The following is a 21,795-nucleotide window of genomic DNA, read 5'->3' on the forward strand; positions in this document are numbered from 1 at the left end:
CATATTTTTTTCCAATGCAGCGTGTTGTTCTACATGTGGATATGGACTATTTTTTTGCAGCTATTGAAGAGCGGGAAAATCTCGGGCTTCAGGGAAAAGCCGTTGTGGTCTGCATGCTCTCAGGAAGAAGCGGGCTAAGTGGGGCTGTAAGTACCTGCAACTATATTGCACGGGAATCCGGAATCAGGGCAGGTATGCCCTGCTCAAAGGCAAAGAAACTGAATCCTGAGGCTGTTTTTTTACCTGTCAGAAAGGATTTCTACACTTCGGTTTCGGACCGGGTTATGGAAATTCTCAGAAGTTATGCGGATATCAGCGAGACCGGGGAGGCATTTGAGCAAATCAGCATAGATGAGGCATTCCTGGTAATTACCGACAGGGCAGGTGGGGACTTCAGCCTTGCCTATGAGACTGGAATCCAGATTAAGAATGAAATAAAGGATAAGGAAAAACTGACCTGTTCAGTAGGGATAGGTCCGAATAAGCTTATTGCCAAGATGGCTTCCTCTGTACAGAAACCTGACGGAATTACAGTTATAAGTCCGGACAAGCTCGAGAGCTTTCTCTGGCCCCTTAAGGTGTCTAAACTCTGGGGGATCGGAAATGTAACCGCAGGAAAGTTACAGGAAATGGGCATAGTCACATTAAAAGACCTGGCTGAGCACGATGTCATCGACCTGATTTCCACCTTCGGAAAAACCCGGGGGATCTGGCTTAAACAGGCTGCGGCAGGAATCGATGATTCTCCCGTAAAAGAAAGGGACGGCTCCGAGCAGATAGGGAGGATTGCAACCCTGCCTGAAGATACCCTTGATATCAACTTTATCTCTCAGTTGCTTGACAGGCTGGCAGGAGATGTAATCTCAAAACTCGATTCAAGGGGGCTCTCCTTCAGGACTGTAACCGTTACGGTCATAAATTCGAAGTTCAAAATGTATACCAAAAGCCGTACATTAAACCACCCCGCATATTCAAAGGAGACTCTTCTCGAAGTCGCTAATGAAATCCTGGATGAGTTTCTATCGGAAAGCAGGACTGAGTTCAGGCGTGTAGGGGTCAGGGTAGGGGAGCTACAGAAAACAATGGGTCAGAAAAGCCTTTTCGATTATTGAGTTTTCCTCTTCTGAAGTTTTATATTTATTCGGTTTGAGGTACAAAGTACTGTATATAACTCTGACCGTGCTTATATTCCCGTATTGTTTATCTGACGTTCCCTGCTTCAATTCGGGGAATCTAATATTTCTAATATTACATTTCTCCTTTTCTGTCAATTTCAAAGCATTTTTTCATAAAATTTATCAAACAAGAAATGTAATAATAATATGAGTTATATTTCAGAATTGCATCCATGACCTGAAATTCTACTCCCATATTTTCAACGGTGGCTACTTTTAATTTTTATTTTGTCAGAATGTGTAAATTGGGATAGGAAAGGACGGCTGCAGAAGAGACGGTTAGGAGAGAACTGTATGATTAAAAAACCGTTTACCATCCAGTTTCCGGAAAACCCGGTCAGCGGGTTTAGCTGGGATATCGCAACCAGTAATGGACTGCAGGTAACCGGGGACAGGTTTGTTCCCGAGGACGATGGAAAAATTGGCGGCGGCGGGTACCATATATGGGATATTCAGGTAACGTGCCAGGGAAGCCAAAAGCTTACAGGTACATACCGCAGGGGTAAGCAGATAGCGAGTTGTTTTGAAATTATTATTGATGCTGAGTAATACCCTGGTCCCCCGAAGGTTTTGATCCCTGCCAGGGATTTTCTCCGGCAAAGCCAGATCCGCCCGGCTTTGCTGGAGGCTCATTTTATTCCTTTTCAGATTTTTCAGGTTCTTTTACTCCTCACCTATTCTCTCTTCCCACTTCCTCTTTTTGAAGGCTGATCCTTCTGATTCGAGACAACCGACGAAAATTATATGAATTTAACAAGCGGACAGACTTCGATACATGCTCCGCAATGAGTACAGTTTTCTTTAATCCTTGCCTTCCGGTCTTTCATTTCAATCGAATTGTACTCACAATGCCCCACACAAACTCCGCATCCCTGGCAGAGCAAAGCCCTTCTTACCGAGAACTCAACAATTCTCATAAGCCCTTTCAGAGTTTTTTCATTGTCACTTCTCCCATTAACGTTTCCCGAGGCAAAAACCTGTGCTCTGGATTCTCCGAAAGTGACCGAGGCCGCACCTTCTATAAAAGAAACCTTCCCAACAGGGGAAAGCATTCCGCTTTCTTGCAGGGTTTCTATATCGATTGCCTGCCCGAAACTTCCATCTGAAGACATTCCTCCTGCCTTGCAGGGCCTGTATCCTGTTGCCACTTCAAAATGAAGTTCTTTCTGGACTTCCTGGGACGGGAGGAGGGAAATGCCTTTTTTCTCGGCAAGTGTCTGAAGAACCCGCGGATATCGCTTATAGCGCCATAAGCCGTATTTTACCCACTCAGCCGAGAGACCCATTTTTTCAGCATAGGCAAGGAGATGGGAGTTAAGTTTTTTTGCAAGTTCGGGGTGGCTTTCTTCGAGCTGGAAAAAGTCTGCAAGCGAAGAAGATGGGCAGAGCCAGCATCCCATTCTGTCATATCCGTGCTCGTAAGCCGGATTGTAGGGAGCTTTAGTCCTGAAAATATAAAACCAGATATGAAGGGCTGTCCACTCCTGAATAGGGGAAGCTCCTACCTGATTTCCTACCCAGGGGTTTTTCCAGACTTTCTTGCTGATTGAACGGGCGTGGGATTCGTACTGGCGCTGCCCTATGAAACTCAGGCATCCGCCTTCGTAATTCTCATCAATTAACCGGGTAATTGGTCCGAGTTTGCAGATCTTACAGCACCAGCGGGTATCCATGGTAGGGGGGCCAAAGACACCTATAGAATCCCAGAAAGAGTCTCCTGCACTTGCGGTCCTGAGCTCTTTCCCGTAGTGCTCAGCAACCTGTTTGACATTCTCAAGGGTTTCTGGAAACTCAAGCCCTGTATCTGCAAACATGATCTCGTAATCGTCAAGACTTTCGTGAACTAACTGGAGCACGGCAAGGCTGTCCTTTCCCCCGGAATAGGATACGCTTACTTTCAGATTCATGCTTCCTGTTACATTTTTGATGAAGGCGTGGGATTTTTCTATCATGCCGTCCAGGATTTTTTCGTTGGCTCTTACGGCATCTTCCCAGTTCTGACCCGCAGAATTTGTTTTTTGAGATTCTGGCTCTCCGCTCCAGCGCGGTTTTACGGCATGCCCGCGGGTTTCCTCACACATTTCCTTTCCCGCCATTCGGGCACGCCCACAACAGATTACCTCTCCTGCAGGGTTCAGCACAACGACCTCGTCCTCTTTCTGGATTTCGGGGTCTGCATCAAGAACTCCGGGAGCAAGGACACTTGCACCCTTTTTTAAAATGAAAGGTACAACGGACTGCTCGATAACGACCCATTTCTTCAGGGCCTTTATATCCTCTCCCTGGAAAAGCCTTCTTGCCCCTTCGAGCCTGGGAAGCAGGACCCATTCGCAGCTCTCGATTTCAAATCTGATAGATGCAAGCACTTCCCCGTCAACTATAATCTCATCCATACGGTCTTCGTATGGGGCTTTATTCAGCACTACCAGGTGCCCGTCGGCTATGAGGGGCGCATTGAATTGTTTTTCAGAAACCGAATTTATGCGTTTTATATCATAATCAAAAGCAGGGCGGATATCCCCTGGGGGGGTGACCTCGACCCTTTTTGTGTTTTTGCCGCATCCGCATCGTTTTCCCAGTACAGGCACATTACAGGCCTCGCACCAGTGCAGAAGCATTTTACCAAGATAAGCTGGTCTGGACATATCAAGCAGATTGAGATATGTTCCCCTTTAAAAGGTTTGTCTTTCCTGCAAATTTTTTCAAAAAAACGGCTTGATCACAAGCCTTTTCAAAAAAGGCTTGAGCGAAAACCTTTTGAGAAAAGGTTTTATCGCAAACTTTTTCAAAAAAAGTTTAATCACAAGTCTTTTCAAAAAAGGCTTGAGCGAAAACTCATGCTTTATCTAGACCGGTGTAACCGGAGCGTGATCGACCGGCGCAACGGTTGTGCTTGAGCGAAAACCTTTTGAGAAAAGATTTTATTGCAAAATTTTTCAAAAAATTTGGTCAAAAACTACTGCTTTATCTGAACCGGCGCAACGCAAACTTTTCCAAAAAAATTTTGAGTAAAATTTCCTTTAACACTTCTCGATAGCAGTAGTTAAATTATATACACTAAAACGAGAAACAATGTATGGGGGAATTTAATGGTAATTATAAAAGAAATCGATCCTGTGGAGTTCGGAAAAACTCTTTTGATCGTTCAGGGGACAATGGGTTTAGTTTTCGGGTTTTTCACAACAATTGCTACTTTCATGGGATTTTCCATGCCAAAAAGACTGGGAATTTTCTCCCTGATCTTCGGAAGACAGGCTGTATTCAGCTTACCGCTATTTTATGGAGTGTCGGGCTATCTTATAGGGCGTATTACGGCTGGCTTATATAACACTCTGATAGGTTCGAAAAAAGGGCTCAGGGTGGAGATTTTGCGTAAAAATACGGCCTTTAATAATGTTAAAACCTGAAGTTTCGCATCTCTTCAATTCGTCTTTTTCTGGTTTCTTTTATTTTAAGGAGATTGATAATAGCTAATGATCATTGGGCAGTGTTACGAATTTGCTGTAAATTCAAAGTTATTTTTTTGTACTAGGAGAAAAATCGTCACACTGCTGGTTTTTTCCCATTTTTCTTACTTTTTGTTCTTTGATTAGAAAATTTTCGAAAAATAGATACTCCTGGCTCAATCTTTAATAATTTTTGAAATCATTAGCTCTCTCTGTTTTTTGAGTATTTATAGTTATAAATACTATGATAACTATAGTGATTATTATGTCAGAAACCACAACCATACAGATTTCCAAAGACACTCGTGATGAGTTAAAAAACATTGGGAAAATGGGCGATGACTACAATACCGTTATACGAAAATTGATCCATGAACACAACTGTAATAAACTTATAGACGAAGGCGATAGGCTCATAAAAGAACATCGTGACGAGTTCGTGAGCATCGATGACCTTTAAAGTTCTGATCCACCCTAAGGTCTTCGAAAATATTCCTGTAGATCGTAGGGATCAAATAAAAGAGGCACTTCAAGAACTAAAAGACCCCCTGCCAGGGGGAAACAAAAAAGAAGTAAAAGGAAGTCACAAAACAGTTTATAGGCTTCATGTAGGCGATTTTCGCATTTTATACGAAATTGATTTTGAACGAAACGAAGTTCTTGTTTTTAATATAATAACGGCTGAACAGGCGCATAAGAAGTACAATCATTTTAAATAGTCCCAAACTTTTTTCTCACTTACCCTTTCTTATTTTTATTCTATAAGTTTCCTGCCGTGTCGCATCATATAGCGGTTGCATTTTTTGAAATAATCGCTGTTACAGCGTTCTTTCTTCTCATTTCTTCTGGATAGTATTTTACTTGAAGAGCTATACAGCGTTTCGAGTTTTTCTGGTTGTATTGTTATCAGCAAGCCATCTACCATTTTCCCAGCTGGCCTGGTTGGCCTTTCATAATAATTACAAGGTATTTTTATGTCTCCTGTCACTTTTCTATGCGATAATTTAAGCTTCTTTTTTCCTTCGGGTTTCTGGGTTACTATCTCCCTCTCTTCCTGGATTATATGCGCCTCTCCTGGGCTGCTGGCTGGCTCTTCTTCTCTTCTTTTGCATTCTCTTGAGTTCTGAAGATGCAGGTATAAGAATTCCGAAGCCAAACCCTTCAGGTAGTTTTTAAATTTATGCCGTTTAGAAAAACTTCGACATAAGGGACGAATCTGAAGCACAATGCTCCAAAAAGTTGCATTCCTTACAGAATTTCTCTTCTTTTCTCTCGGGCATTAATCCGGCTTTAATTTTCTCAACTTCCCTGCTGATTTTGAGAACTTCCCGCCTGTCCGAGCTTCGAACAACTACCCGTCTGAGAAGACCGAAGCTCACGTACTCTACAAAAGCAAAAGGAACCTCTTTCCCATTCTGGGCTTCAAGAAGCATGACAAGAGCTGCGGCATGTATCCGGTCAGAAGTCCATACTCCCTGTTCAGGGCAGCTTCCCGGCTTTAAGATTGACGGAACCTGCGCGCCTTCAAAGCAAACCAGTTTGGAGGGAACACCTTTAAGATTAAGTTTCTCTGAGGAAAGGAAGGGCTCGGTTTTAACAGGGTTGAATGCCGCAAGCATGGGCTCTTTCCCATATTCCTCAAGTGCCCTCAGAAGATTGGCTGCAATTTCAGGAATTTTGGTTCTCGCCTGCGCTTCTCCTACCTCAAGAATTTCCTTTGTGGCATCGGCAAGTTCCCGTGGAAACAGGAGTGGCAGATCCCTACATGTCTGTGCCAGGGAGGTTTCAAGCTCTTTACGAAGGTTATCGGCGTTTAACGAACACTTTCTCAAAATTTCAGGGTAGGTCAGGGAAAGTTCTTTCAGGATCATTCTTTCGAGCCTCTGCCCATTCATTTCTGGGAAGAGTTCAAAGCCCCGATTGACAAAGTATACCTTTCGCGGGCAGTTGGCATATAATAGAAGATCTGATACATTTATCTCCGGATTTGGTGATTCGGCTGGCATCAGATAATAATTCTTTTGCAAACTTTATATATTTTTTTGAAAGTTCTCGCCGTAATTCAATAGAACTTCTGCGACAATTGCCGAACTCATATTCGTTAGATATATATGGTAATGTTTCCTCTTAGAGTACGTGAGTCATGACATCTAATGAATCCTCGGAAAATCTGCGCAATCGCCTTGCAGAAAAAATGGCTGGAGATATCACTCTCTCGGAAAAACCGGGTGAGTCACTCAAAAAATGGAGGTCGAATTTCGAGATATCCCAGACCGATATTGCAAACTACCTTAAGGTTTCCCCTTCTGTTATTAGTGATTATGAAAGCGGGAGACGTAAGTCTCCAGGAACATTGATTATCAAGAAAATTGTGGAATCTCTTCTTGAAATTGATGCTGATAGGGGAGGCAAAAAGATTCACGCTTATGAATCAATACTTAACGCCGAAAGCAGTACAAAGTCCATTTACTCAACATACGAGTATACCCTCCCTATACAGCTTGCTAAATTAGTCAATCTTATCGAAGGCGAGATTGTCTACAAAGGAGTTGAGAGACCTCTCTACGGTTTCTCTGTTGTTGACAGCCAGAGGGCAATTCTGGAGCTTTCCTCCCATGAGTTCCAGAAACTCTATGGCTGGAGTACGGACAGGGCTATGGTCTTTACGAAAGTCAGCACCGGGAAATCCCCAATGGTAGCCATCAGGGTTACCAACCTTAAGCCTGGCGCGGTGGTACTGCACGGGCTTCGAAAGGAAGAAGTAGAACCCGTTGTAATCAAAATGGCGGAAGTTGACCGCATCCCTCTGGTCGCAACTACAATGGATCTCGACCAGATCGTCCAGTTACTGAAAAAATACAGTCAATATTATGCCAGGGAATAAACCGCCCTGAAACTGATGCCCTGAAAAATTCAAAAACAGGTGAAAATAATGGCTATTGGAATTGTATCTTACGGTGCTTATGTCCCCCGATACCGTATAAAAATTGAAGAAATCGCCCGGCTCTGGGGTGATAACGCAGAGGCTCTTAAAAATGGCCTCATGGTATATGAAAAATCCGTGCCTGATATCGATGAAGATGCGGCAACCATAGCTGTGGAAGCGGCAAGACACGCGATGGCAAGAAGCGGAGTCGATCCAGGCCGGATCGGGGCAGTATACACCGGCTCGGAGAGTCATCCTTATGCCGTTAAGCCGACGAGCACAATTGTTGCCCAGGCTATAAGAGCGACTCCGCACATGACTGCAGCAGACTTTGAGTTCGCGTGTAAGGCAGGTACGGCTGCAGTTCAGGCCTGTATGGGTTTGGTGGGCTCAGGGATGGTCGATCTGGGCATGGCTATAGGAGCAGATGTTTCCCAGGGAGCTCCAAGTGATGCGCTTGAGTACACTGCGGCTGCAGGTGGAGTTGCCTGTCTCATCGGGAGAAAGGAATCCGAGCTTGCCGCAATAATTGAAGACACTTATTCCTTTACAACTGACACCCCTGACTTCTGGAGAAGGGAAGGAATGCCCTATCCTGAGCACGGAGGCCGTTTTACAGGAGAGCCCGGTTACTTCAAACACGTAACTAACGGCGCAAAAGGACTTATGGAAAAACTCGGAACTAAACCTGAAGATTACGATTATGCGGTTTTCCACCAGCCAAACGGCAAATTCCCGAGCAAAGCCGCAAAAACCCTGGGCTTCACTAAAGCTCAGATTACGCCGGGGCTCGTAGTTCCAAAGATCGGGAATACATATTCAGGTTCCTGCCTTATGGGGATTGCTGCGACTCTGGATCAGGCAAAACCAGGGGATAGAATTTTTGCAACTGCGTTTGGGTCAGGTGCAGGATCTGACGCTTTTAGTATAACAGTTACAGACCGAATCGAGGAAATCCGAAACAGAGCTCCGACGGTTTCCGAACTGATTAAGGACCCAATATATATCGACTATGCAAGATATGCCAGGCATAAAGGGAAGATTCGCCTGGCCTGAAAACGGAGTGAGTATAATGAGAGATGTAGCAATTGTCGGAGTAAAAAATACCAGGTTTGGAGAACTCTGGGAGCGTTCCCTGAGGGATATAGTGGTAGAAGCCGGCATAGGAGCAATCGAAGACGCAGGTGTTAGCGGAAAAGAAATCGATGCTCTTTATGTAGGAAACATGAGTGGAGGCCGCTTTATTGAGCAGGAACATATAGGGGCTCTTATTGCGGATTATTCCGGGCTTTCCAGGAACCTGCACGTTCCCGCCACGCGAGTAGAGGCTGCCTGTGCCTCAGGCGGGCTTGCCCTGCGGCAGGCTATTATGGCTGTGGCATCCGGTTACAGCGATATTGTGGTTGCAGCGGGAGCGGAGAAAATGACTGACGTCGGGTCTGAGGAAGCCTCTTCAGCCCTTGCGGCGGCAGCTGACCGGGAATGGGAAGGTATGGCAGGAGCAACTTTTCCGGGACTTTATGCAATGATCGCAAGGCTGCACATGCACAGGTACGGAACTACCAGCGAGCAGCTTGCCGAAGTTGCCGTAAAGAACCATAAAAACGGATGCCTCAATCCCATTGCCCAGTACAAAAACATAATTACTGTTGATCAGGTGCTAAATTCCATTATGGTAGCGGACCCTCTGCATATTTTCGACTGTTCCCCCATCACGGACGGAGCCTCAGCCCTTGTACTTGCTCCTGCGGAGGTTGCCCACAAATACACAGACACTCCCATTTATATCAGGGCAACTGCCCAGGCAAGTGATACGATTGCGCTTCATGATCGTCGCGACCTGACAACTCTTGATGCAACTGTAATAGCCGCAGAGCGGGCATATTCCATGGCAAAACTGAAACCTGAGGATATCGACCTTGTGGAAGTGCATGACTGCTTCACCATTGCCGAGATTTGTGCAATTGAAGATCTCGGGTTTGCAGAAAAAGGGAAAGGCGGAATCGTCACGGAAAACGGCGAAACTGCAATTGGAGGCAGAATCCCTGTGAACACCTCCGGCGGGCTCAAAGCTTGCGGACATCCGGTGGGCGCAACAGGAATAAAACAGGCTGTAGAAATCGTAACCCAGCTGCGCGGAGAAGCAGGCAAGCGACAGGTAGAAGGCGCAAAATACGGCATGACCCACAATGTCGGAGGGTCAGGCGCAACAGCAGCAGTGCATATCTTTTCGAGGGAGAGGTGATATAAAATGTCTTCCGTTCCTAGATTCTGGAGAAATCTCGGCAGCCGGTATAATCTTGAGGGTACCCGCTGTAAAGAATGCGGGGAGCATTTCTATCCCCCACGCAATGTCTGCGTAAACTGCAGGCGGGAAGGCGAGATTGAGCCTTACACCTTCACAGGCACTGGCGAGATCGTAACATATACATTAATTCACACAGCTGCGGAAGGGTTTGAAAATCAGTCCCCTTACACTCTTGCAATAATCCAGCTGGATGAGGGGCCCCGGTTGACCTCCCAGGTCGTTGGTGAGCCCGAAAAGATGCATATCGGAATGAGGGTTAGACCCGTATTTCGTAAGCTCGGGGAAGACGGCGAACGCGGTATGATCTATTACGGTACCAAATTCGTTCCCGCAGATGCATAAAAGGATCAATAAAGATCCACAATAAGATCCGGATTTTCCGGATTCTATTTTTTCAGCTGATTTAAGCAAGATTTTAGGAAGGCAGGCACTTAATCTTAAGTGTTTAGCCAACCTTAACCGGAAATAACTGGAGATGTGTGGAGACTATGATTGAAATCGAGGTCAAGGTCAAACTAGACCATTCAAAAGCCAGCCCCGTCCTCAAGAAAATAGGGGCAGTAAAACTCGGGGCTGAGAGCCAGTCCGATATTTATTTTGCAGCTCCTTACAGGGACTTTGCGAGAACCGACGAGGCGCTCCGAATCCGTTCATTAGATGGCGAGGCTGTACTGACCTACAAAGGCCCCAAGCTCGATAGAGTTTCCAAAACCAGGAAAGAATTCGAAACCTCTGTAGATGAGGCTGCCACAATAGAAATTTTGCATGCCCTTGGCTTCTCGGAAGCCGGAGTAGTCCGCAAAAAAAGAGAAGTTTTCACCGCAGGAGAGATAACCGTCTGCCTTGATGTGGTTGAAGGGCTCGGAGAATTTCTTGAAGTTGAAATCGTGGCTGAAAATGAAAATGAGCTTGAAACCTCAAGGGCGAAGTTATTTGAACTGTTAAAACAGTTTGGCGCCGGGGAAAAGGATTCGATTAGGACTTCTTACCTTGAGATGGTACTGGAAAAAGATAAAAGTTAATACATCTGGTTGATGTATGTGCCATCCTTCAATGCATTTCGTGCCATTCTTTATTAAGTCTGAATAAGTTCTTCTTTAACTTTTGTTATTTTCTTCTTATGTATATGACTGCTCCAAGAATTATTACAAGCAGATAGATAGGACTCATGAAAGGAGTAGTGTTTGATTTCTGGGTTTGATTGGAACTTTCTTTCTGCTCGTCTGCTGTTTCTGCGTTCTTTGTCATTCCGGTGTCATTTGTTTGATTTCCTGTTTGATTTCCTTCTTGCTTGCCTGCGAAGTCTGCATTTTCTATTTGTTTAGTCTCATCCGTTTTGTTCTCAATTTGGTTTTCTTCCAGCCACTTTCCCTGAGCTTTCAGTTCCTTAATTACTGTATCTCTATCGGTAGCCGGGTGTTTCCCTGGAAAACCAAAAATAACATTGAAAAGCTGTTTATCTGGATCTACTTCTTTTAACATTATAAGTACGGATTCGTTCTTGGTAAACTCCGCTTCATCTTCAGTCCATTGAATGCTTCCTGTTTCAGTTCTTACTTTTATAGTCTTTGCAGGTAGGGGATTATAGAGCCACTCATTAACTGTAATTGTAGTAATCGTGTATCTGCCATAATCAATTACCTTACTCACTGTGCCAACCACTATGCGGTCAGAGTTATTTACCTGATACGGGATTTCCGCAGTTTTTGCATCTAACATAGCTGCTGCGAGGTTTGGAACTAGAAGAAGTATCAAGATCGTAAAAAGTATAGAAAGTAAATTTAGGCATTTCACTAAAATTCTCCTGTTCTTTATTTAATTTTAATGAATAGGTTGTCGAGATCGTGGGCTGGATTTTTCATGATTCATTGTAATAGCTGCCTGTTTTTCACCTATTCAGGAAGATTAGTCTAGCTCCACTAAGGCATAAATACAAAAGCCAAAAGAGGAGACTTATCAGACAACTTATCTTCTATTCATAGAATGTGATAAATCCATAAAAATGTTCGTTTATATCAAAAAATCAATTTTGTTTTATTCTAAGATTACATTTTACACTATCTTTGTTACATTTGACTTCAAACAGCCTTTTCTGCAAAAAAAGAAAAAAAGCAAAAAGCTGAAAATAAAAAGAAGATATAGAAAAAAAATAAAAAAGAAAATAAAAAAAGATGAACACTTCTTCAGAAAATGGTTTCAGCGTATTCTTGAACCGGGCTTTATCTCTTTGTCCGGCATAAGGGCTGCTACAATATTAGCTGCACAATCGTCGGCTGCAAGCATCATGCCGTTTGATTCTACTCCGCAGAGTTTTGCAGGTTTCAGATTGGCGAGTACGATTACAGTTTTCCCTACAAGCTCTTCAGGAGTGTAATACGAAGCCATGCCTGCAACAAGCTGCCTTGGCTTTTCCTCGCCGATATCCACCTCAACCCGAAGAAGTTTTTTGGACTTTTTCACGGGTTCGGCAAGTAAAACCTTTCCTACGCGAATATCGAGTTTCGCAAAGTCCTCGTACTCGATCGTGGGAAGGATTTCTATCGACTCGGTAGATTCAGCTTCGGCTTTTCCCGCTTTTGCGGCTTCCTCGGCAGTGCCCATTCCTTCGGATTTGGAGGATTCTTTTTCCTCTCTCTTTCCTGCGGTTTTCTTAGCATCGGCAGCTTTTACCCTCTGGTTTGCGATCTCTTCCATTTCCCCTATCCTGTCATCTTCGAGTTTGGTGAAAAGGATATGGGGCTTTGCAAGCGTTGTGCCTGCTTTTATAGGCATGAGAGCTTCGTCATAAAAGGTGGTGTGCAGGTCTCCTTCCTGGCCGAGTTCTTTCCAGGCGGTTTCCATGGTTCCGGGAAGCACAGGCTCAAAGATAAGGCTGAGAGCTTTTGCAAGATGGAGGCAGTTATAAAGCACCTGCCCGCAGGCTGCCTTATCCTGTTTTATCAGGCTCCAGGGCTCGTGGGACTGGAAGTAGGTGTTTCCGAAAGATGCCAGAGCCATTGCAGAATCAACGGCTTTCTTGAACTCATATTCAGCCATTGCTGCTTTTACTTCTTTTAGCGCTTTTTCTATCTCTCTCTTTACTTCAGTGTCGAGTTCCCCGGCTGGAACTTCCCCGTAGTTCTTAAAAGCGAAAAGCATTGTGCGGTACAGGAAGTTCCCCAGTACGGCTACAAGCTCGGTATTAATCTTTTCCTGAAGCACGCGCCACGAGAAATTCAGCTCCTTTGTGTGGGAAGTATAGCTTGCCAGATAATACCTAAGGAGGTCGGGATGGAAGCCGTGGGCAAGGTAATCCTCCCCTACCCAGACCACATACCCCCTGGTCTTGGAAAACTTCTTGTCTTCAATTTTGACCATACCTGAAGCTACAACAGCAGTAGGCACCGAGTAGTCCGCACCTTTGAGCATTGCCGGCCAGAAGATACAGTGGTGATAGGTAATGTCTCCGCCTATGAAATGGACAATTTCCCCGTCATTTTTCCAGTACTTCTCCCAGGAATCTCTGGCTTTTGCAGCCCACTCCTCTGTAAAGGCAATATATCCTATAGGAGCATCTACCCACACATAAACCACAAGGTCGTCATGTCCAGGGAATTTTACTCCCCATTCCAGGTTCCGGGTAATGCACCAATCCGTAAGCCCCTGTTTTACCCAGCCCAGTGCGTAATTTCTTGCATTTGTGGTCCCACCGAGGTCATTTGAGAGATAGCCCATCAGGTAATCGCTGAAATTGGAAAGCTTGAAAAAGAAATGTTCCTGCTGCCTGTACTCGGCGGGTCCTCCGCAGATTGTGCAGACCGGGTTCTGAAGTTCTCCGGGCTCCAGGTGTTTCCCACATCCCTGATCGCATTCATCTCCTCTTGCAACTTCACCGCAGTGAGGGCAGGAGCCTTCTACATACCGGTCAGGGAGAAAACGGTTGCATTTGGGGCAGTAGGCAATTTCAATAGTTTTTGGGTATACGTAGCCTTTTTCAATCAGCCTGTTGACTATATCCAGGGTTCTATTATGATTCTCAGGATCATCCGTTGTTCCAAAAGCATCAAAGTAAACTCCCAGCTGTTTGAAAGTCTCGTCAAAATGTTTGTGATATGTCTCCACAAGCTCTTTAGGAGTGACCCCGAGTTCTTCGGCGTTTACGACAATAGGGGTGCCGTGAGTGTCCGAGCCGCAGACAAAGGTAACGTCCCTCCCTTCCTTTCGCAGGGCACGGGCAAAAATATCAGCGGGCACGTAGGTCCGGAGATGCCCGATATGAGCCTTGCCGTTAGCATAAGGCAGGCCACAGGTGACAAGTACGGGTTTACTGGATGATTCTGGCATTCTTATCTCCATATATTTTTCATGAGTATATTCCTTTTCCATAACCGCAATTCTGAAATATATTTCGCTATCTTTTGATAAAACTTTTTCAAAAAAAGTTTGTCTCATTGTTTTTAACCAAATTTTTTTGAGAGCATTTTCGATCAGGCCCATTTTGAAAAGCTTGCATTGAAACCGTTGCCCCGAAACCGTTGCGCCGGTTTATCACGCCGCTTTGCCGGTTTCGATAAAGCATGCGTTTTTGATCAAACTTTTTTTGAAAAAGTTTTCGCTCAAGCCTTTTTTGAAAAAGTTTGTTTTACAAGGTAACCTATTTGAGGGATAGTAAATAATCCTATATAAAGAAGGATGGATTGTAGAGACAGATTAATAAGGGCTCTGACAATTCAGGCTGTTAGACAATTCTATTGTTGCGAGCTTTTGCACGTTCTCCTTCCTCCATTGCCAGCTACCTTAATATATTTGCTCTCTTAATTGAAATTTCAACCACGCTCAAACCTCAGGTTAAAGCGAAGAGTTCAAGATATGCGGTTCTATCAGACATGAACGATAAAAACATAAACCCTGATGATATGAACTCAGAAGAGCTATCTGGAGATGACAACTTACAAAATAATTTTCACAATGGAAAACAGGACTTCATCTCTGATAACACAGCTTACGGTATGAGCAAAAGCTCCTCAGGTTCAGGCTTTGGCGCTGGTGGGTCGGGAAAAGCAGGGAATAAGGGAGCTTCCTTTGAAAATTCTCAAAATAAAGAAATTGAAAACAAGAGTTTAAGCATGAATTCCAATCCGCCTCCACAGGGAAAAAAACATGGCTTAATGCCCTATCTGCTGGTAGTACTGGCTCTAATCGCCGTCATACTTGTAAGTATTGCGGTCATTTCCTTCAGTTTCGGTGCCGGAGGAGATCTGAGGAGTTCTGAGAAGGTGGCTGTTATCTATATTCAGGGTACCATACTTTCCGGGAATGTTCCTGCAGGACTTGGCTACGCAACTTCTGAAGAGATTTCCGAAAGTATCCGCAGGGCTGCCGCAGACAGCGGAGTCAGGGCAATTGTGCTTCGGATTAACAGTCCAGGAGGGTCTCCGGCAGCAGCGCAGGAAATTACAGGGGAAATCGAGAAAGCCAGGGCAAAGGGAATCCCTGTTGTTGTGTCAATGGGAGATCTTGCTACCAGTGCTGCATATTATATCTCTGCGCCGACTGATTATATTATTGCAAATCCCTCTACGAATACCGGGTCTATCGGAGTGATCTGGGTCTTCCAGAATATGTCTGCCTCTTATCAGGAAGAAGGCATAGACCATTACATTGCAAAATCCGGAGAATTAAAGGACATGGGAAGCACATGGAGAGGGCTTACTGATGAGGAAAAAGAGTACGCTGATGCTGTGGTTCTGGAAAGCTACGAAGATTTCATAAATGAAATTTCCGAAGGGCGCAACATGTCCAGAAGTGAAGTAAAGGAACTTGCTGATGGTCGAATATACACCGGAGCCAGAGCAAAGGAACTCGGGCTTGTGGATGGGTTCGGAAATCTTTATGATGCTATTGACAAAGCTGCAGAACTAGGAGGAATTGAAGGGGAGCCAAGAATAGAATACATGAACAGGGCAAGTCTCTCAAGACTGCTTCTGGGTTCGGGCTCAGGAGGATCTAATGAAACTGCCGGGCAGTTCGTCAGCTACTTTGAAGAAAGTCCATATGGAAAAATCCTTGCCTGAAATTGCTAACTGCGTATAAACTTTAAAAGGATTCCTGTAGCAGGTAAATAACTCAAAATAAAGAAAATTAAGGAATCCCTTATTTTTTCCTTTTAATTTTTGACCTTTCTTTTCTTTTTTCTTTAACTTTCCTTCGTGCTCCCCGCTTTTCTCATGCAGATTTTGTCCAGCAGCAGAATATTGTCAAGCATCAGGGACCCGCTCCATCCTAGAGGAATTGCCCAGGCAGGTTTGCCTGTAGACTGATCCACCTGTTCCGGGAGAAGCCCTGTACTTGTTGCTCCGGCAAGAGCCCATTTAAGACATTTAATTCCTTCACCGGTCAGATTTTTCATGTTCTCATCATGCCCGCCTTCTTTTTTGTCGGGAATCTCCTCTGTAGAGGCAAACATTGCTTTCTCATACGGGGTGTCAAGGGCAAGGGCAAACATTGCTTCCGAAAGCCACAGAGTTGTTACTACCCAGGGGTTTCCATTCATGTAACTGTCATTTTCATACCTTTTGATGCCGTAGTTGAGATTAACAGGTATTGATAGCTTTTTCTGGATGTTCTCTATCATAAACTGGATCATATCTCTCTCTATGGGATCTTTAGGAGATAGCATTCCGAATGGAACATAGGTGCCCAGAATGCTTGCATCAATAGTTTTGTCCAGTTTCTCGTTAATAACTCCTTTTGCAAAATAGCCTTCCTGAAGCCAGAAACGATCAATTGTGGCCTGTTTGATGAATTCCGCCCTCTTCTTCCAGCGCCTTGCCATGCCAATTTCCCCGTTCTCTTCAGCCAGGTGAGAAGCACCCATGAGCCCTGCGTAGATTGAAGCATTCGTATATGTGAAAATCCCGTAATATGTCTCCCAGAGATCCATACAGCTTTCGTGGATTCCTGACTTGGTCCGCTTCATCAGATATTCCGCAGCTCTGAGTATGGAAACCCAGACTTCTTCGAGAAACTCAGCTTTTTTCAGGCCTTCAAGAATCTTGTAATAAACATCCATAGCATAGAGTGTGGATCCGGTTTCATCTATCTGAGTCGAGTAATCAAAATTGCCCCATGAAGGAGCTATATCCCCATTGAGCCAGTAGCGCTGGAACCAGGAACCGTCAGGAAGCTGGGTTCGGATACACCATTTGAAAAACGTGTCACAGTATTCCGGATAGCCGGAATGTTTTAGTGCAAGCACGATTTCTGAAGTATCTCGATTCCAGCAGAAGCCGTAACCTCCACATTTCTCAAAATTGGAGTCAAATTCCGGAGCAGCCACAAAGGACCCGTACTCACGGTCATTAAGAAGATAAAGCACAAGAAGAGCCCGGTTATAAGCGCTGAATAGCTCCTGCCGCAGGTTATCGTATCCCTCTATTCCAGGCATCTTGAGCACATGTTTTCTGGAAAGCCACATAACCCAGTGTTCCCGCGTTTTTTCAAAAATATATTCAAGAGGCAGTTTTGAGAGTTCATATATTCTTTTATACAGGAGGCGCCTGGAAGATGCAGCTCCTATCAGGATAACAAACTCGTTTGCTCCGTCAGCCTCCAGTTCGAGATCCCAGCCAGCCGCATTATTAATATTTCCGATATCTTCCTTATTCCCCTGAAGTTTTCCATCTTCCATATCATACTTGGAATTTGTCCACCATATTGTATCCATTGCTTTTCCTATCTGCCACTCGGTAAACTCTGGCAGGGAATATAGCCCTATATAATAATTCTGCCAGTACTGTACGAGCAAACGAGTATCGGTATCGCAAAATCCGGAGTTCTTCTTTGACGTTTCCCCTACGCTAAAATTCGAATAATAGAAGAATTTTCCTGATATTTTTTTCTGGGACTGAACCTTAAACCTGCGGATAAGAACAGGCACGTCGGGATGTACAAGGTCAAGAATGGAAATCCGAATGCCCGAATCATGATAAAGTTTTGTAGATACGATATTGGTATCCTCAATATAATTCTGAATGCAGTGCCAATCGTTGTCGTTTGTCCAGAGAAGTTTTTCTCCTGTATGGATACAGGCGACGGATTCTTCAACGTGCTGAGCATGGTCTCTGCGGGGGTAAAAAAAGCCTAAAATCTCCCCCTTTTTCCCCATTGTTACAAGCAGCTCTTCATTTCCGAGAATGACATTGGGTTGCTTTATCACCGTGTCTCCCCTCTCAGCTGGTATTCCTGGCTTGTACCGCCTGACGGCGCCGGCGAGATTATGTGTTCGCAGACCTTCTTTCCTGTAGCTTTACAGCTTACCTCCCTCACACTTATGTTTTTCCCGAAATATTCGGTCAGGTAACCTGCAAAATAGCCACTCATAAAGGCGCAAACTGGCTGTTCCGACCCTCCGTAAACATCAGCTATAAACGAGTCCTTCACAATGATTTTCCCTTCAAAGGTCGCTGGATCACATTCGATTTCCAGAATTCCCCAACCCACAGCCCTATATAGTTCCGCAAGCACGCTTGCAAAATTACTGTCATTAAGGTTCAGAATACTCTTAAAATATTTTGCTGAGTGGATCCCACCCTTAAGTCCTGAAATTGTGAGAAGTCCTTCGGCATGCGGCGCATTCTGGTTGAATGTTTTAATGATGTCAACAATGGTAAGTGCCCTTGCTGCAACTCCCCTGACTCCTACAACATTAAGAGGAAAGTCCATGGCATAAATCATCCCGTACTTTGAAATTCCATATTCTACCTCGCTTACGACCTCAAGTTCCTTTATTCTCTGGGCGAAGCTCTCTGGGTCGACATCTTTATTAAGTTCGATAAATACTGAGTATTCACCTGTTGTTTTTTGTGTAATGTTATCCAGATGGCCAAACATTACGAACGCATTCTCTTTTTCCAGAAAATCGATTATTGAGGATAAAGATCCGGGTTCTTTCGAATAAATAATTTTAAACCATACGATCTGCGAGCTCTCATTGAAGCCTGCAAACATAAATAAGTCCCTTACCATGTGACTCGACTCCCATGAATAGTATGTGTACATTCAATTAAGCTATTGTGCTTAGTTTCCTGAATACCTGCGCTTTGAAATCCATAAGCACAGCCATAAAATTCACCGCTGCGTCAAAGGGCGTGGAATGGACGCTGAAATATGAATGGACATCCCCGTCCTCGAGCCATTTTGTGCACATGTAATAATAGTGGTCCGAGGTCAGCAGGTGCTTCCATATGCGCAGGATTTCAGGGTCTTCTGTCTTCCTTACAAAGGGTTCAAGCAGCTTTATTTCTTCAAAGCAGCGCCTTTGCATGTCGTTGCCAAGCCATGCGCTGGTATCGCGTTCCATATCAGCCCAGGAAATTGTGGAAAAGTCCCCTATATCGATCTCGGCTACAGATGAGTATTTTTCGACAAGCTCAAGAGGTGTGTTGAAACTCAGGCGAGTCCTGAGTACTTCATCGGGCAGTTTTTCCAGAAAGGAAAATATTCCGGTTTCCTTCCATTGATGCTCTCCGAAGGTCTCATAATCCATAAAGATATTAATACAATCTTCATTAATCCCAGACGCCCATGATGCCCATTTTTCAGCAGTCAGGGGATATCCTTCCCACCACCTTGCCGAAAATCTGTATCCTATATCGTCGCTCAGCTTGTAATTTCTGAAGACAATGGGAAGTCCCGAACCTTTTGCCCTGTAAAGCACGTTTGGGGACCTTCCATCAAGCATATGATCCGCACCTTCAGTAAGGATTGCCCTGTACCCCAGATCGGAAACAAGCTTTGCTATCGTGTTATTGTAAAGCAGTTCGGTATTCCGGAATACCTGAGGTTTAACTCCCAGAAGGTCAGACATAAGTTCCCGGTGTTCTTTTATCTCCTCGATAAATTCGGTTTTATCTTCAAAAAGGCTTGACAGAGAATGATAAAACGTTTCGTCAAGAAACTCGACTGATCCGGTCTCAGCCATCTGCCGGAAGCCATCGAGTACGTCTTTTCCCCAGAGTTCGCATTGTTCTAGCAAGGTCCCGGTAACGGAAAGAGAAAATTTGAATTCCCCTTTGTGCCTGTCAAGTGAGTCAAGGAGTATCCGGTTTGTGGGAATATAGCCTTTCTGTGCCACTCTCTCAAAGATCTCCCTGTTGCTTCTTTCATCGAAATAACGGAAAAAACCTGCTCGATCATCAGGCCAGAACCTGCGCAGCCTGAAAGGTTGATGTGCCTGGAAATAAAGACAAACCGATGTCATGTTCCCTCCTCCAGTACAGCTCTTCTAAAATCGGAAAGGATGGAAAAATAATTTACAGCCCTTTCATATCCCTCCCTGACATTCCCGGGGTTCATTGAAAAAAATATTTCACTTTGCTGGAGGTAACCGTATACCTCTTTAAGCTTCCGATAATCCTTTTTCTCTTTAAGCTCTGAGAGCTCTTCTCCAATCCTTACCAGCTCTCGCAGGTAAAGCTGCTGAGCATGGTTCCCTACTGCATTATACATTCCATAACGGATTGTCTGCTCGGTACCTAGCGTAGGAAGTTTCAGGGGTTCGAATTTCTTCACAGCCTCAACCGGTGTGAGCATCTCAATGCCCCTGACTTCAAGTATTTCCGGAAACGTCCGGATAAAATCAGCTATCATACTCTTATTTCTGTAATGGAGACAGAGATTTTCATAATTAAAATAAAGTGTCAGGACATCACCTTCCATACTGGCAATCCAGTCTGCAAACTTTTCCGGAATAAGAGGATAGCCCTGCCAGTTCTTTTCCGAAAAACGCAGCTCAAGATCTTCACTGAGGTTTATATGCCTTAGCAGAGTAGGGAGATGATTCTCAAAAACATGTACAGGCTCGTATCCATTCATAAGGTTTCTGGACCCCTCGGCGATAAGGCACTTAAAACCCAGGTCGGTAAGAATTTCCCCTACCCTTTCAGTATACAGAAGCTCTGTATTTACGAATGTTTCAGGGGTGATCCTGAACAACTCCCTAAACATCTCTCTGTACATCAGTATCTCTTCCTTAAACCAGGAAAGATCAGGATATAGCGAACTCAGGGAATGATAATTGCAGCTTCCTGTAAATTCCACGCTCCCGGTTTCTCCAAGCTCGCAGAATGATTCAAGAAGTTCGGGGTCCCATCGACACTGTTCAAGGAAAGGCCCGGATAGATCAAAGGAGTATCTTCCTCCCCTTTCCACGGATTCCAGAATCAGGTCATTAAGGCGTAAAAATTGCCGGCTTGTTTTTAAAAATTTTGAAAAAATATTATTCCGGTCAAAATACCGGTCCATTTCAGGCATCCCTGAAAAACCCTCTACAGGCCAGTACCACTTGGGACTGTAAGGCAGATGCACTCCCATACAGATGCATACAGCTTTCATAACAAAGTAATCTAGTGCGGAAACCTACTAAAAACTATTGTTTATCTAGCTTAACTCAAAATTATTTTCTAGTTAAACCTGGAATTCCCAGGGATTAGAAAAAACTAAAGATGGAATGATTCAGGGGTTAAAAAGATCAGTTTAGATTAAAGACAGCTTAAAAGATAAGATGGGATCCCACTTAAATTGGAAGCAAAGAAGATCTTGTTCCCAAAACAAGACCTGCGCGGAAAAGCCGCAGCCCTGTAAGTTAGCCCTCTTGAGCGCAACCGCTGCGCCACAACCGTTGCGCCGGTTGATCACGCCGTCAAGCCATTTTCGATAAAGCATGCGTTTTTGATCAAACTTTTTTTGAAAAAGTTTTCGCTCAAGCCTTTTTGCAAAAGGCTTGCGTTGCGCCGGTTTATCACGCTGATAGTGACGTTTTCGATAAAGCATGGTTTTTGATAAAACTTTTTTTGAAAAAGTTTTCGCTCAAGCCTTTTTAGAAAAGGCTTGCGATCAAGCTATTTTTTGAAAAGGCTTGCGGTCAAGAATTTTTTCGTAAAAGGGCTCCGTGCTCCCGAA

Annotated in this window: 21 protein-coding genes; 11 read left to right on the top strand and 10 right to left on the bottom strand. The window is 44.4% G+C overall.

Annotation, left to right across the window (positions count from 1 at the left end; all coding sequences use genetic code 11):
• The first annotated feature begins 14 nt into the window (after nucleotides 1-14).
• Both dinB and EQO05_RS10115 read left to right on the top strand, forming a co-directional pair.
• Nucleotides 15-1,112 carry a DNA polymerase IV gene (gene dinB, locus EQO05_RS10110; protein ID WP_128506159.1) on the top strand — a complete coding sequence of 366 codons (1,098 nt, stop codon included), beginning with the start codon at nucleotides 15-17 and terminating at the stop codon, nucleotides 1,110-1,112.
• 357 nt (nucleotides 1,113-1,469) lie between these two features.
• The gene (locus EQO05_RS10115) at nucleotides 1,470-1,724 is read left to right on the top strand and encodes a protease inhibitor I42 family protein (RefSeq protein ID WP_128506161.1); all 255 of its coding nucleotides are present in this window, start codon (nucleotides 1,470-1,472) and stop codon (nucleotides 1,722-1,724) included.
• Nucleotides 1,725-1,915: 191 nt separating this feature from the next.
• Here EQO05_RS10115 and EQO05_RS10120 read toward each other — a convergent pair whose 3' ends face one another.
• Nucleotides 1,916-3,820, bottom strand: coding sequence for a phosphoadenosine phosphosulfate reductase family protein (locus EQO05_RS10120; RefSeq protein ID WP_128506163.1), 1,905 nt, complete (start codon nucleotides 3,818-3,820; stop codon nucleotides 1,916-1,918).
• A 444-nt stretch (nucleotides 3,821-4,264) separates the two neighbouring features.
• On the opposite strand from EQO05_RS10120, the gene EQO05_RS10125 reads away from it, so the two are divergent.
• The 3 genes from EQO05_RS10125 (at nucleotide 4,265) to EQO05_RS10135 (ending at nucleotide 5,340) form a co-directional block, all read left to right on the top strand.
• A complete protein-coding gene (locus EQO05_RS10125; RefSeq protein WP_128506165.1) occupies nucleotides 4,265-4,582 on the top strand; it encodes a hypothetical protein in 318 nt (105 codons plus the stop codon).
• A gap of 283 nt (nucleotides 4,583-4,865) precedes the next feature.
• Nucleotides 4,866-5,081: a hypothetical protein gene (locus tag EQO05_RS10130; protein WP_164888529.1), complete on the top strand. Its 216-nt coding sequence runs from the start codon at nucleotides 4,866-4,868 to the stop codon at nucleotides 5,079-5,081.
• Nucleotides 5,071-5,340: a type II toxin-antitoxin system RelE/ParE family toxin gene (locus tag EQO05_RS10135; protein ID WP_128506169.1), complete on the top strand. Its 270-nt coding sequence runs from the start codon at nucleotides 5,071-5,073 to the stop codon at nucleotides 5,338-5,340. Before EQO05_RS10130 ends, EQO05_RS10135 begins: the two co-directional genes overlap by 11 nt.
• A 35-nt stretch (nucleotides 5,341-5,375) precedes the next feature.
• On the opposite strand, the gene EQO05_RS10140 is transcribed toward EQO05_RS10135, so the two are convergent.
• Nucleotides 5,376-5,777 carry a hypothetical protein gene (locus tag EQO05_RS10140; protein WP_128506171.1) on the bottom strand — a complete coding sequence of 134 codons (402 nt, stop codon included), beginning with the start codon at nucleotides 5,775-5,777 and terminating at the stop codon, nucleotides 5,376-5,378.
• Between the two features lie 31 nt (nucleotides 5,778-5,808).
• Nucleotides 5,809-6,627 carry a Dna2/Cas4 domain-containing protein gene (locus EQO05_RS10145; protein ID WP_240664557.1) on the bottom strand — a complete coding sequence of 273 codons (819 nt, stop codon included), beginning with the start codon at nucleotides 6,625-6,627 and terminating at the stop codon, nucleotides 5,809-5,811.
• 137 nt (nucleotides 6,628-6,764) lie between these two features.
• On the opposite strand from EQO05_RS10145, the gene EQO05_RS10150 reads away from it, so the two are divergent.
• The 5 genes from EQO05_RS10150 to cyaB all read left to right on the top strand — a co-directional run bounded on the left by EQO05_RS10150 (nucleotide 6,765) and on the right by cyaB (nucleotide 10,877).
• Nucleotides 6,765-7,505 carry a helix-turn-helix domain-containing protein gene (locus EQO05_RS10150; RefSeq protein WP_128506173.1) on the top strand — a complete coding sequence of 247 codons (741 nt, stop codon included), beginning with the start codon at nucleotides 6,765-6,767 and terminating at the stop codon, nucleotides 7,503-7,505.
• Between the two features lie 48 nt (nucleotides 7,506-7,553).
• Entirely contained in the window at nucleotides 7,554-8,603 is a 1,050-nt protein-coding gene (locus tag EQO05_RS10155; RefSeq protein ID WP_128506174.1) for a hydroxymethylglutaryl-CoA synthase, read from the top strand.
• 16 nt (nucleotides 8,604-8,619) lie between these two features.
• Entirely contained in the window at nucleotides 8,620-9,792 is a 1,173-nt protein-coding gene (locus tag EQO05_RS10160; protein ID WP_128506176.1) for a thiolase domain-containing protein, read from the top strand.
• A 6-nt stretch (nucleotides 9,793-9,798) separates the two neighbouring features.
• A complete protein-coding gene (locus tag EQO05_RS10165) occupies nucleotides 9,799-10,197 on the top strand; it encodes a Zn-ribbon domain-containing OB-fold protein (RefSeq protein WP_128506178.1) in 399 nt (132 codons plus the stop codon).
• Nucleotides 10,198-10,343: 146 nt separating this feature from the next.
• Complete coding sequence (cyaB, locus tag EQO05_RS10170) at nucleotides 10,344-10,877, top strand: class IV adenylate cyclase (RefSeq protein WP_128506180.1); 534 nt, start codon at nucleotides 10,344-10,346, stop codon at nucleotides 10,875-10,877.
• 85 nt (nucleotides 10,878-10,962) lie between these two features.
• Here cyaB and EQO05_RS10175 read toward each other — a convergent pair whose 3' ends face one another.
• Both EQO05_RS10175 and metG read right to left on the bottom strand, forming a co-directional pair.
• The gene (locus EQO05_RS10175) at nucleotides 10,963-11,574 is read right to left on the bottom strand and encodes a hypothetical protein (RefSeq protein WP_240664559.1); all 612 of its coding nucleotides are present in this window, start codon (nucleotides 11,572-11,574) and stop codon (nucleotides 10,963-10,965) included.
• Nucleotides 11,575-12,051: 477 nt separating this feature from the next.
• Nucleotides 12,052-14,178 (bottom strand): methionine--tRNA ligase, encoded by a 2,127-nt coding sequence (gene metG / locus EQO05_RS10180; protein WP_240664561.1) that lies wholly within the window; start codon nucleotides 14,176-14,178, stop codon nucleotides 12,052-12,054.
• A 542-nt stretch (nucleotides 14,179-14,720) separates the two neighbouring features.
• On the opposite strand from metG, the gene sppA reads away from it, so the two are divergent.
• Nucleotides 14,721-15,908 carry a signal peptide peptidase SppA gene (gene sppA / locus EQO05_RS10185; protein ID WP_128506182.1) on the top strand — a complete coding sequence of 396 codons (1,188 nt, stop codon included), beginning with the start codon at nucleotides 14,721-14,723 and terminating at the stop codon, nucleotides 15,906-15,908.
• A 122-nt stretch (nucleotides 15,909-16,030) separates the two neighbouring features.
• On the opposite strand, the gene EQO05_RS10190 is transcribed toward sppA, so the two are convergent.
• The 5 genes from EQO05_RS10190 to EQO05_RS10210 form a co-directional block, all read right to left on the bottom strand.
• The gene (locus EQO05_RS10190; RefSeq protein ID WP_128506184.1) at nucleotides 16,031-18,052 is read right to left on the bottom strand and encodes a glycoside hydrolase family 15 protein; all 2,022 of its coding nucleotides are present in this window, start codon (nucleotides 18,050-18,052) and stop codon (nucleotides 16,031-16,033) included.
• Nucleotides 18,049-18,861 (bottom strand): V4R domain-containing protein, encoded by an 813-nt coding sequence (locus EQO05_RS10195; protein WP_128506185.1) that lies wholly within the window; start codon nucleotides 18,859-18,861, stop codon nucleotides 18,049-18,051. The genes EQO05_RS10190 and EQO05_RS10195 overlap by 4 nt, the downstream gene beginning before the upstream one ends.
• A gap of 37 nt (nucleotides 18,862-18,898) precedes the next feature.
• Entirely contained in the window at nucleotides 18,899-20,095 is a 1,197-nt protein-coding gene (locus tag EQO05_RS10200) for a glycoside hydrolase family 57 protein (RefSeq protein WP_128506187.1), read from the bottom strand.
• Nucleotides 20,092-21,228 (bottom strand): glycoside hydrolase family 57 protein, encoded by a 1,137-nt coding sequence (locus EQO05_RS10205; protein ID WP_128506189.1) that lies wholly within the window; start codon nucleotides 21,226-21,228, stop codon nucleotides 20,092-20,094. The genes EQO05_RS10200 and EQO05_RS10205 overlap by 4 nt, the downstream gene beginning before the upstream one ends.
• A 141-nt stretch (nucleotides 21,229-21,369) precedes the next feature.
• Nucleotides 21,370-21,666, bottom strand: coding sequence for a hypothetical protein (locus EQO05_RS10210; protein WP_128506191.1), 297 nt, complete (start codon nucleotides 21,664-21,666; stop codon nucleotides 21,370-21,372).
• Nucleotides 21,667-21,795: the final 129 nt, after the last annotated feature.

Source organism: Methanosarcina sp. MSH10X1 (assembly GCF_004099695.1).
Lineage (GTDB): Archaea > Halobacteriota > Methanosarcinia > Methanosarcinales > Methanosarcinaceae > Methanosarcina.

What these genes read in the sequence shown, in the direction of transcription:
- dinB (WP_128506159.1), top strand. Translation starts at nt 15, where the DNA reads ATGCAGCGTGTTGTTCTACATGTGGATATGGACTATTTTTTTGCAGCT.
- EQO05_RS10115 (WP_128506161.1), top strand. Translation starts at nt 1,470, where the DNA reads ATGATTAAAAAACCGTTTACCATCCAGTTTCCGGAAAACCCGGTCAGC.
- EQO05_RS10120 (WP_128506163.1), bottom strand. Translation starts at nt 3,820, where the DNA reads ATGTCCAGACCAGCTTATCTTGGTAAAATGCTTCTGCACTGGTGCGAG.
- EQO05_RS10125 (WP_128506165.1), top strand. Translation starts at nt 4,265, where the DNA reads ATGGTAATTATAAAAGAAATCGATCCTGTGGAGTTCGGAAAAACTCTT.
- EQO05_RS10130 (WP_164888529.1), top strand. Translation starts at nt 4,866, where the DNA reads ATGATAACTATAGTGATTATTATGTCAGAAACCACAACCATACAGATT.
- EQO05_RS10135 (WP_128506169.1), top strand. Translation starts at nt 5,071, where the DNA reads ATGACCTTTAAAGTTCTGATCCACCCTAAGGTCTTCGAAAATATTCCT.
- EQO05_RS10145 (WP_240664557.1), bottom strand. Translation starts at nt 6,627, where the DNA reads ATGCCAGCCGAATCACCAAATCCGGAGATAAATGTATCAGATCTTCTA.
- EQO05_RS10150 (WP_128506173.1), top strand. Translation starts at nt 6,765, where the DNA reads ATGACATCTAATGAATCCTCGGAAAATCTGCGCAATCGCCTTGCAGAA.
- EQO05_RS10155 (WP_128506174.1), top strand. Translation starts at nt 7,554, where the DNA reads ATGGCTATTGGAATTGTATCTTACGGTGCTTATGTCCCCCGATACCGT.
- EQO05_RS10160 (WP_128506176.1), top strand. Translation starts at nt 8,620, where the DNA reads ATGAGAGATGTAGCAATTGTCGGAGTAAAAAATACCAGGTTTGGAGAA.
- EQO05_RS10165 (WP_128506178.1), top strand. Translation starts at nt 9,799, where the DNA reads ATGTCTTCCGTTCCTAGATTCTGGAGAAATCTCGGCAGCCGGTATAAT.
- cyaB (WP_128506180.1), top strand. Translation starts at nt 10,344, where the DNA reads ATGATTGAAATCGAGGTCAAGGTCAAACTAGACCATTCAAAAGCCAGC.
- EQO05_RS10175 (WP_240664559.1), bottom strand. Translation starts at nt 11,574, where the DNA reads ATGTTAGATGCAAAAACTGCGGAAATCCCGTATCAGGTAAATAACTCT.
- metG (WP_240664561.1), bottom strand. Translation starts at nt 14,178, where the DNA reads ATGCCAGAATCATCCAGTAAACCCGTACTTGTCACCTGTGGCCTGCCT.
- sppA (WP_128506182.1), top strand. Translation starts at nt 14,721, where the DNA reads ATGAACGATAAAAACATAAACCCTGATGATATGAACTCAGAAGAGCTA.
- EQO05_RS10195 (WP_128506185.1), bottom strand. Translation starts at nt 18,861, where the DNA reads ATGGTAAGGGACTTATTTATGTTTGCAGGCTTCAATGAGAGCTCGCAG.
- EQO05_RS10200 (WP_128506187.1), bottom strand. Translation starts at nt 20,095, where the DNA reads ATGACATCGGTTTGTCTTTATTTCCAGGCACATCAACCTTTCAGGCTG.
- EQO05_RS10205 (WP_128506189.1), bottom strand. Translation starts at nt 21,228, where the DNA reads ATGAAAGCTGTATGCATCTGTATGGGAGTGCATCTGCCTTACAGTCCC.
- EQO05_RS10210 (WP_128506191.1), bottom strand. Translation starts at nt 21,666, where the DNA reads ATGCTTTATCGAAAACGTCACTATCAGCGTGATAAACCGGCGCAACGC.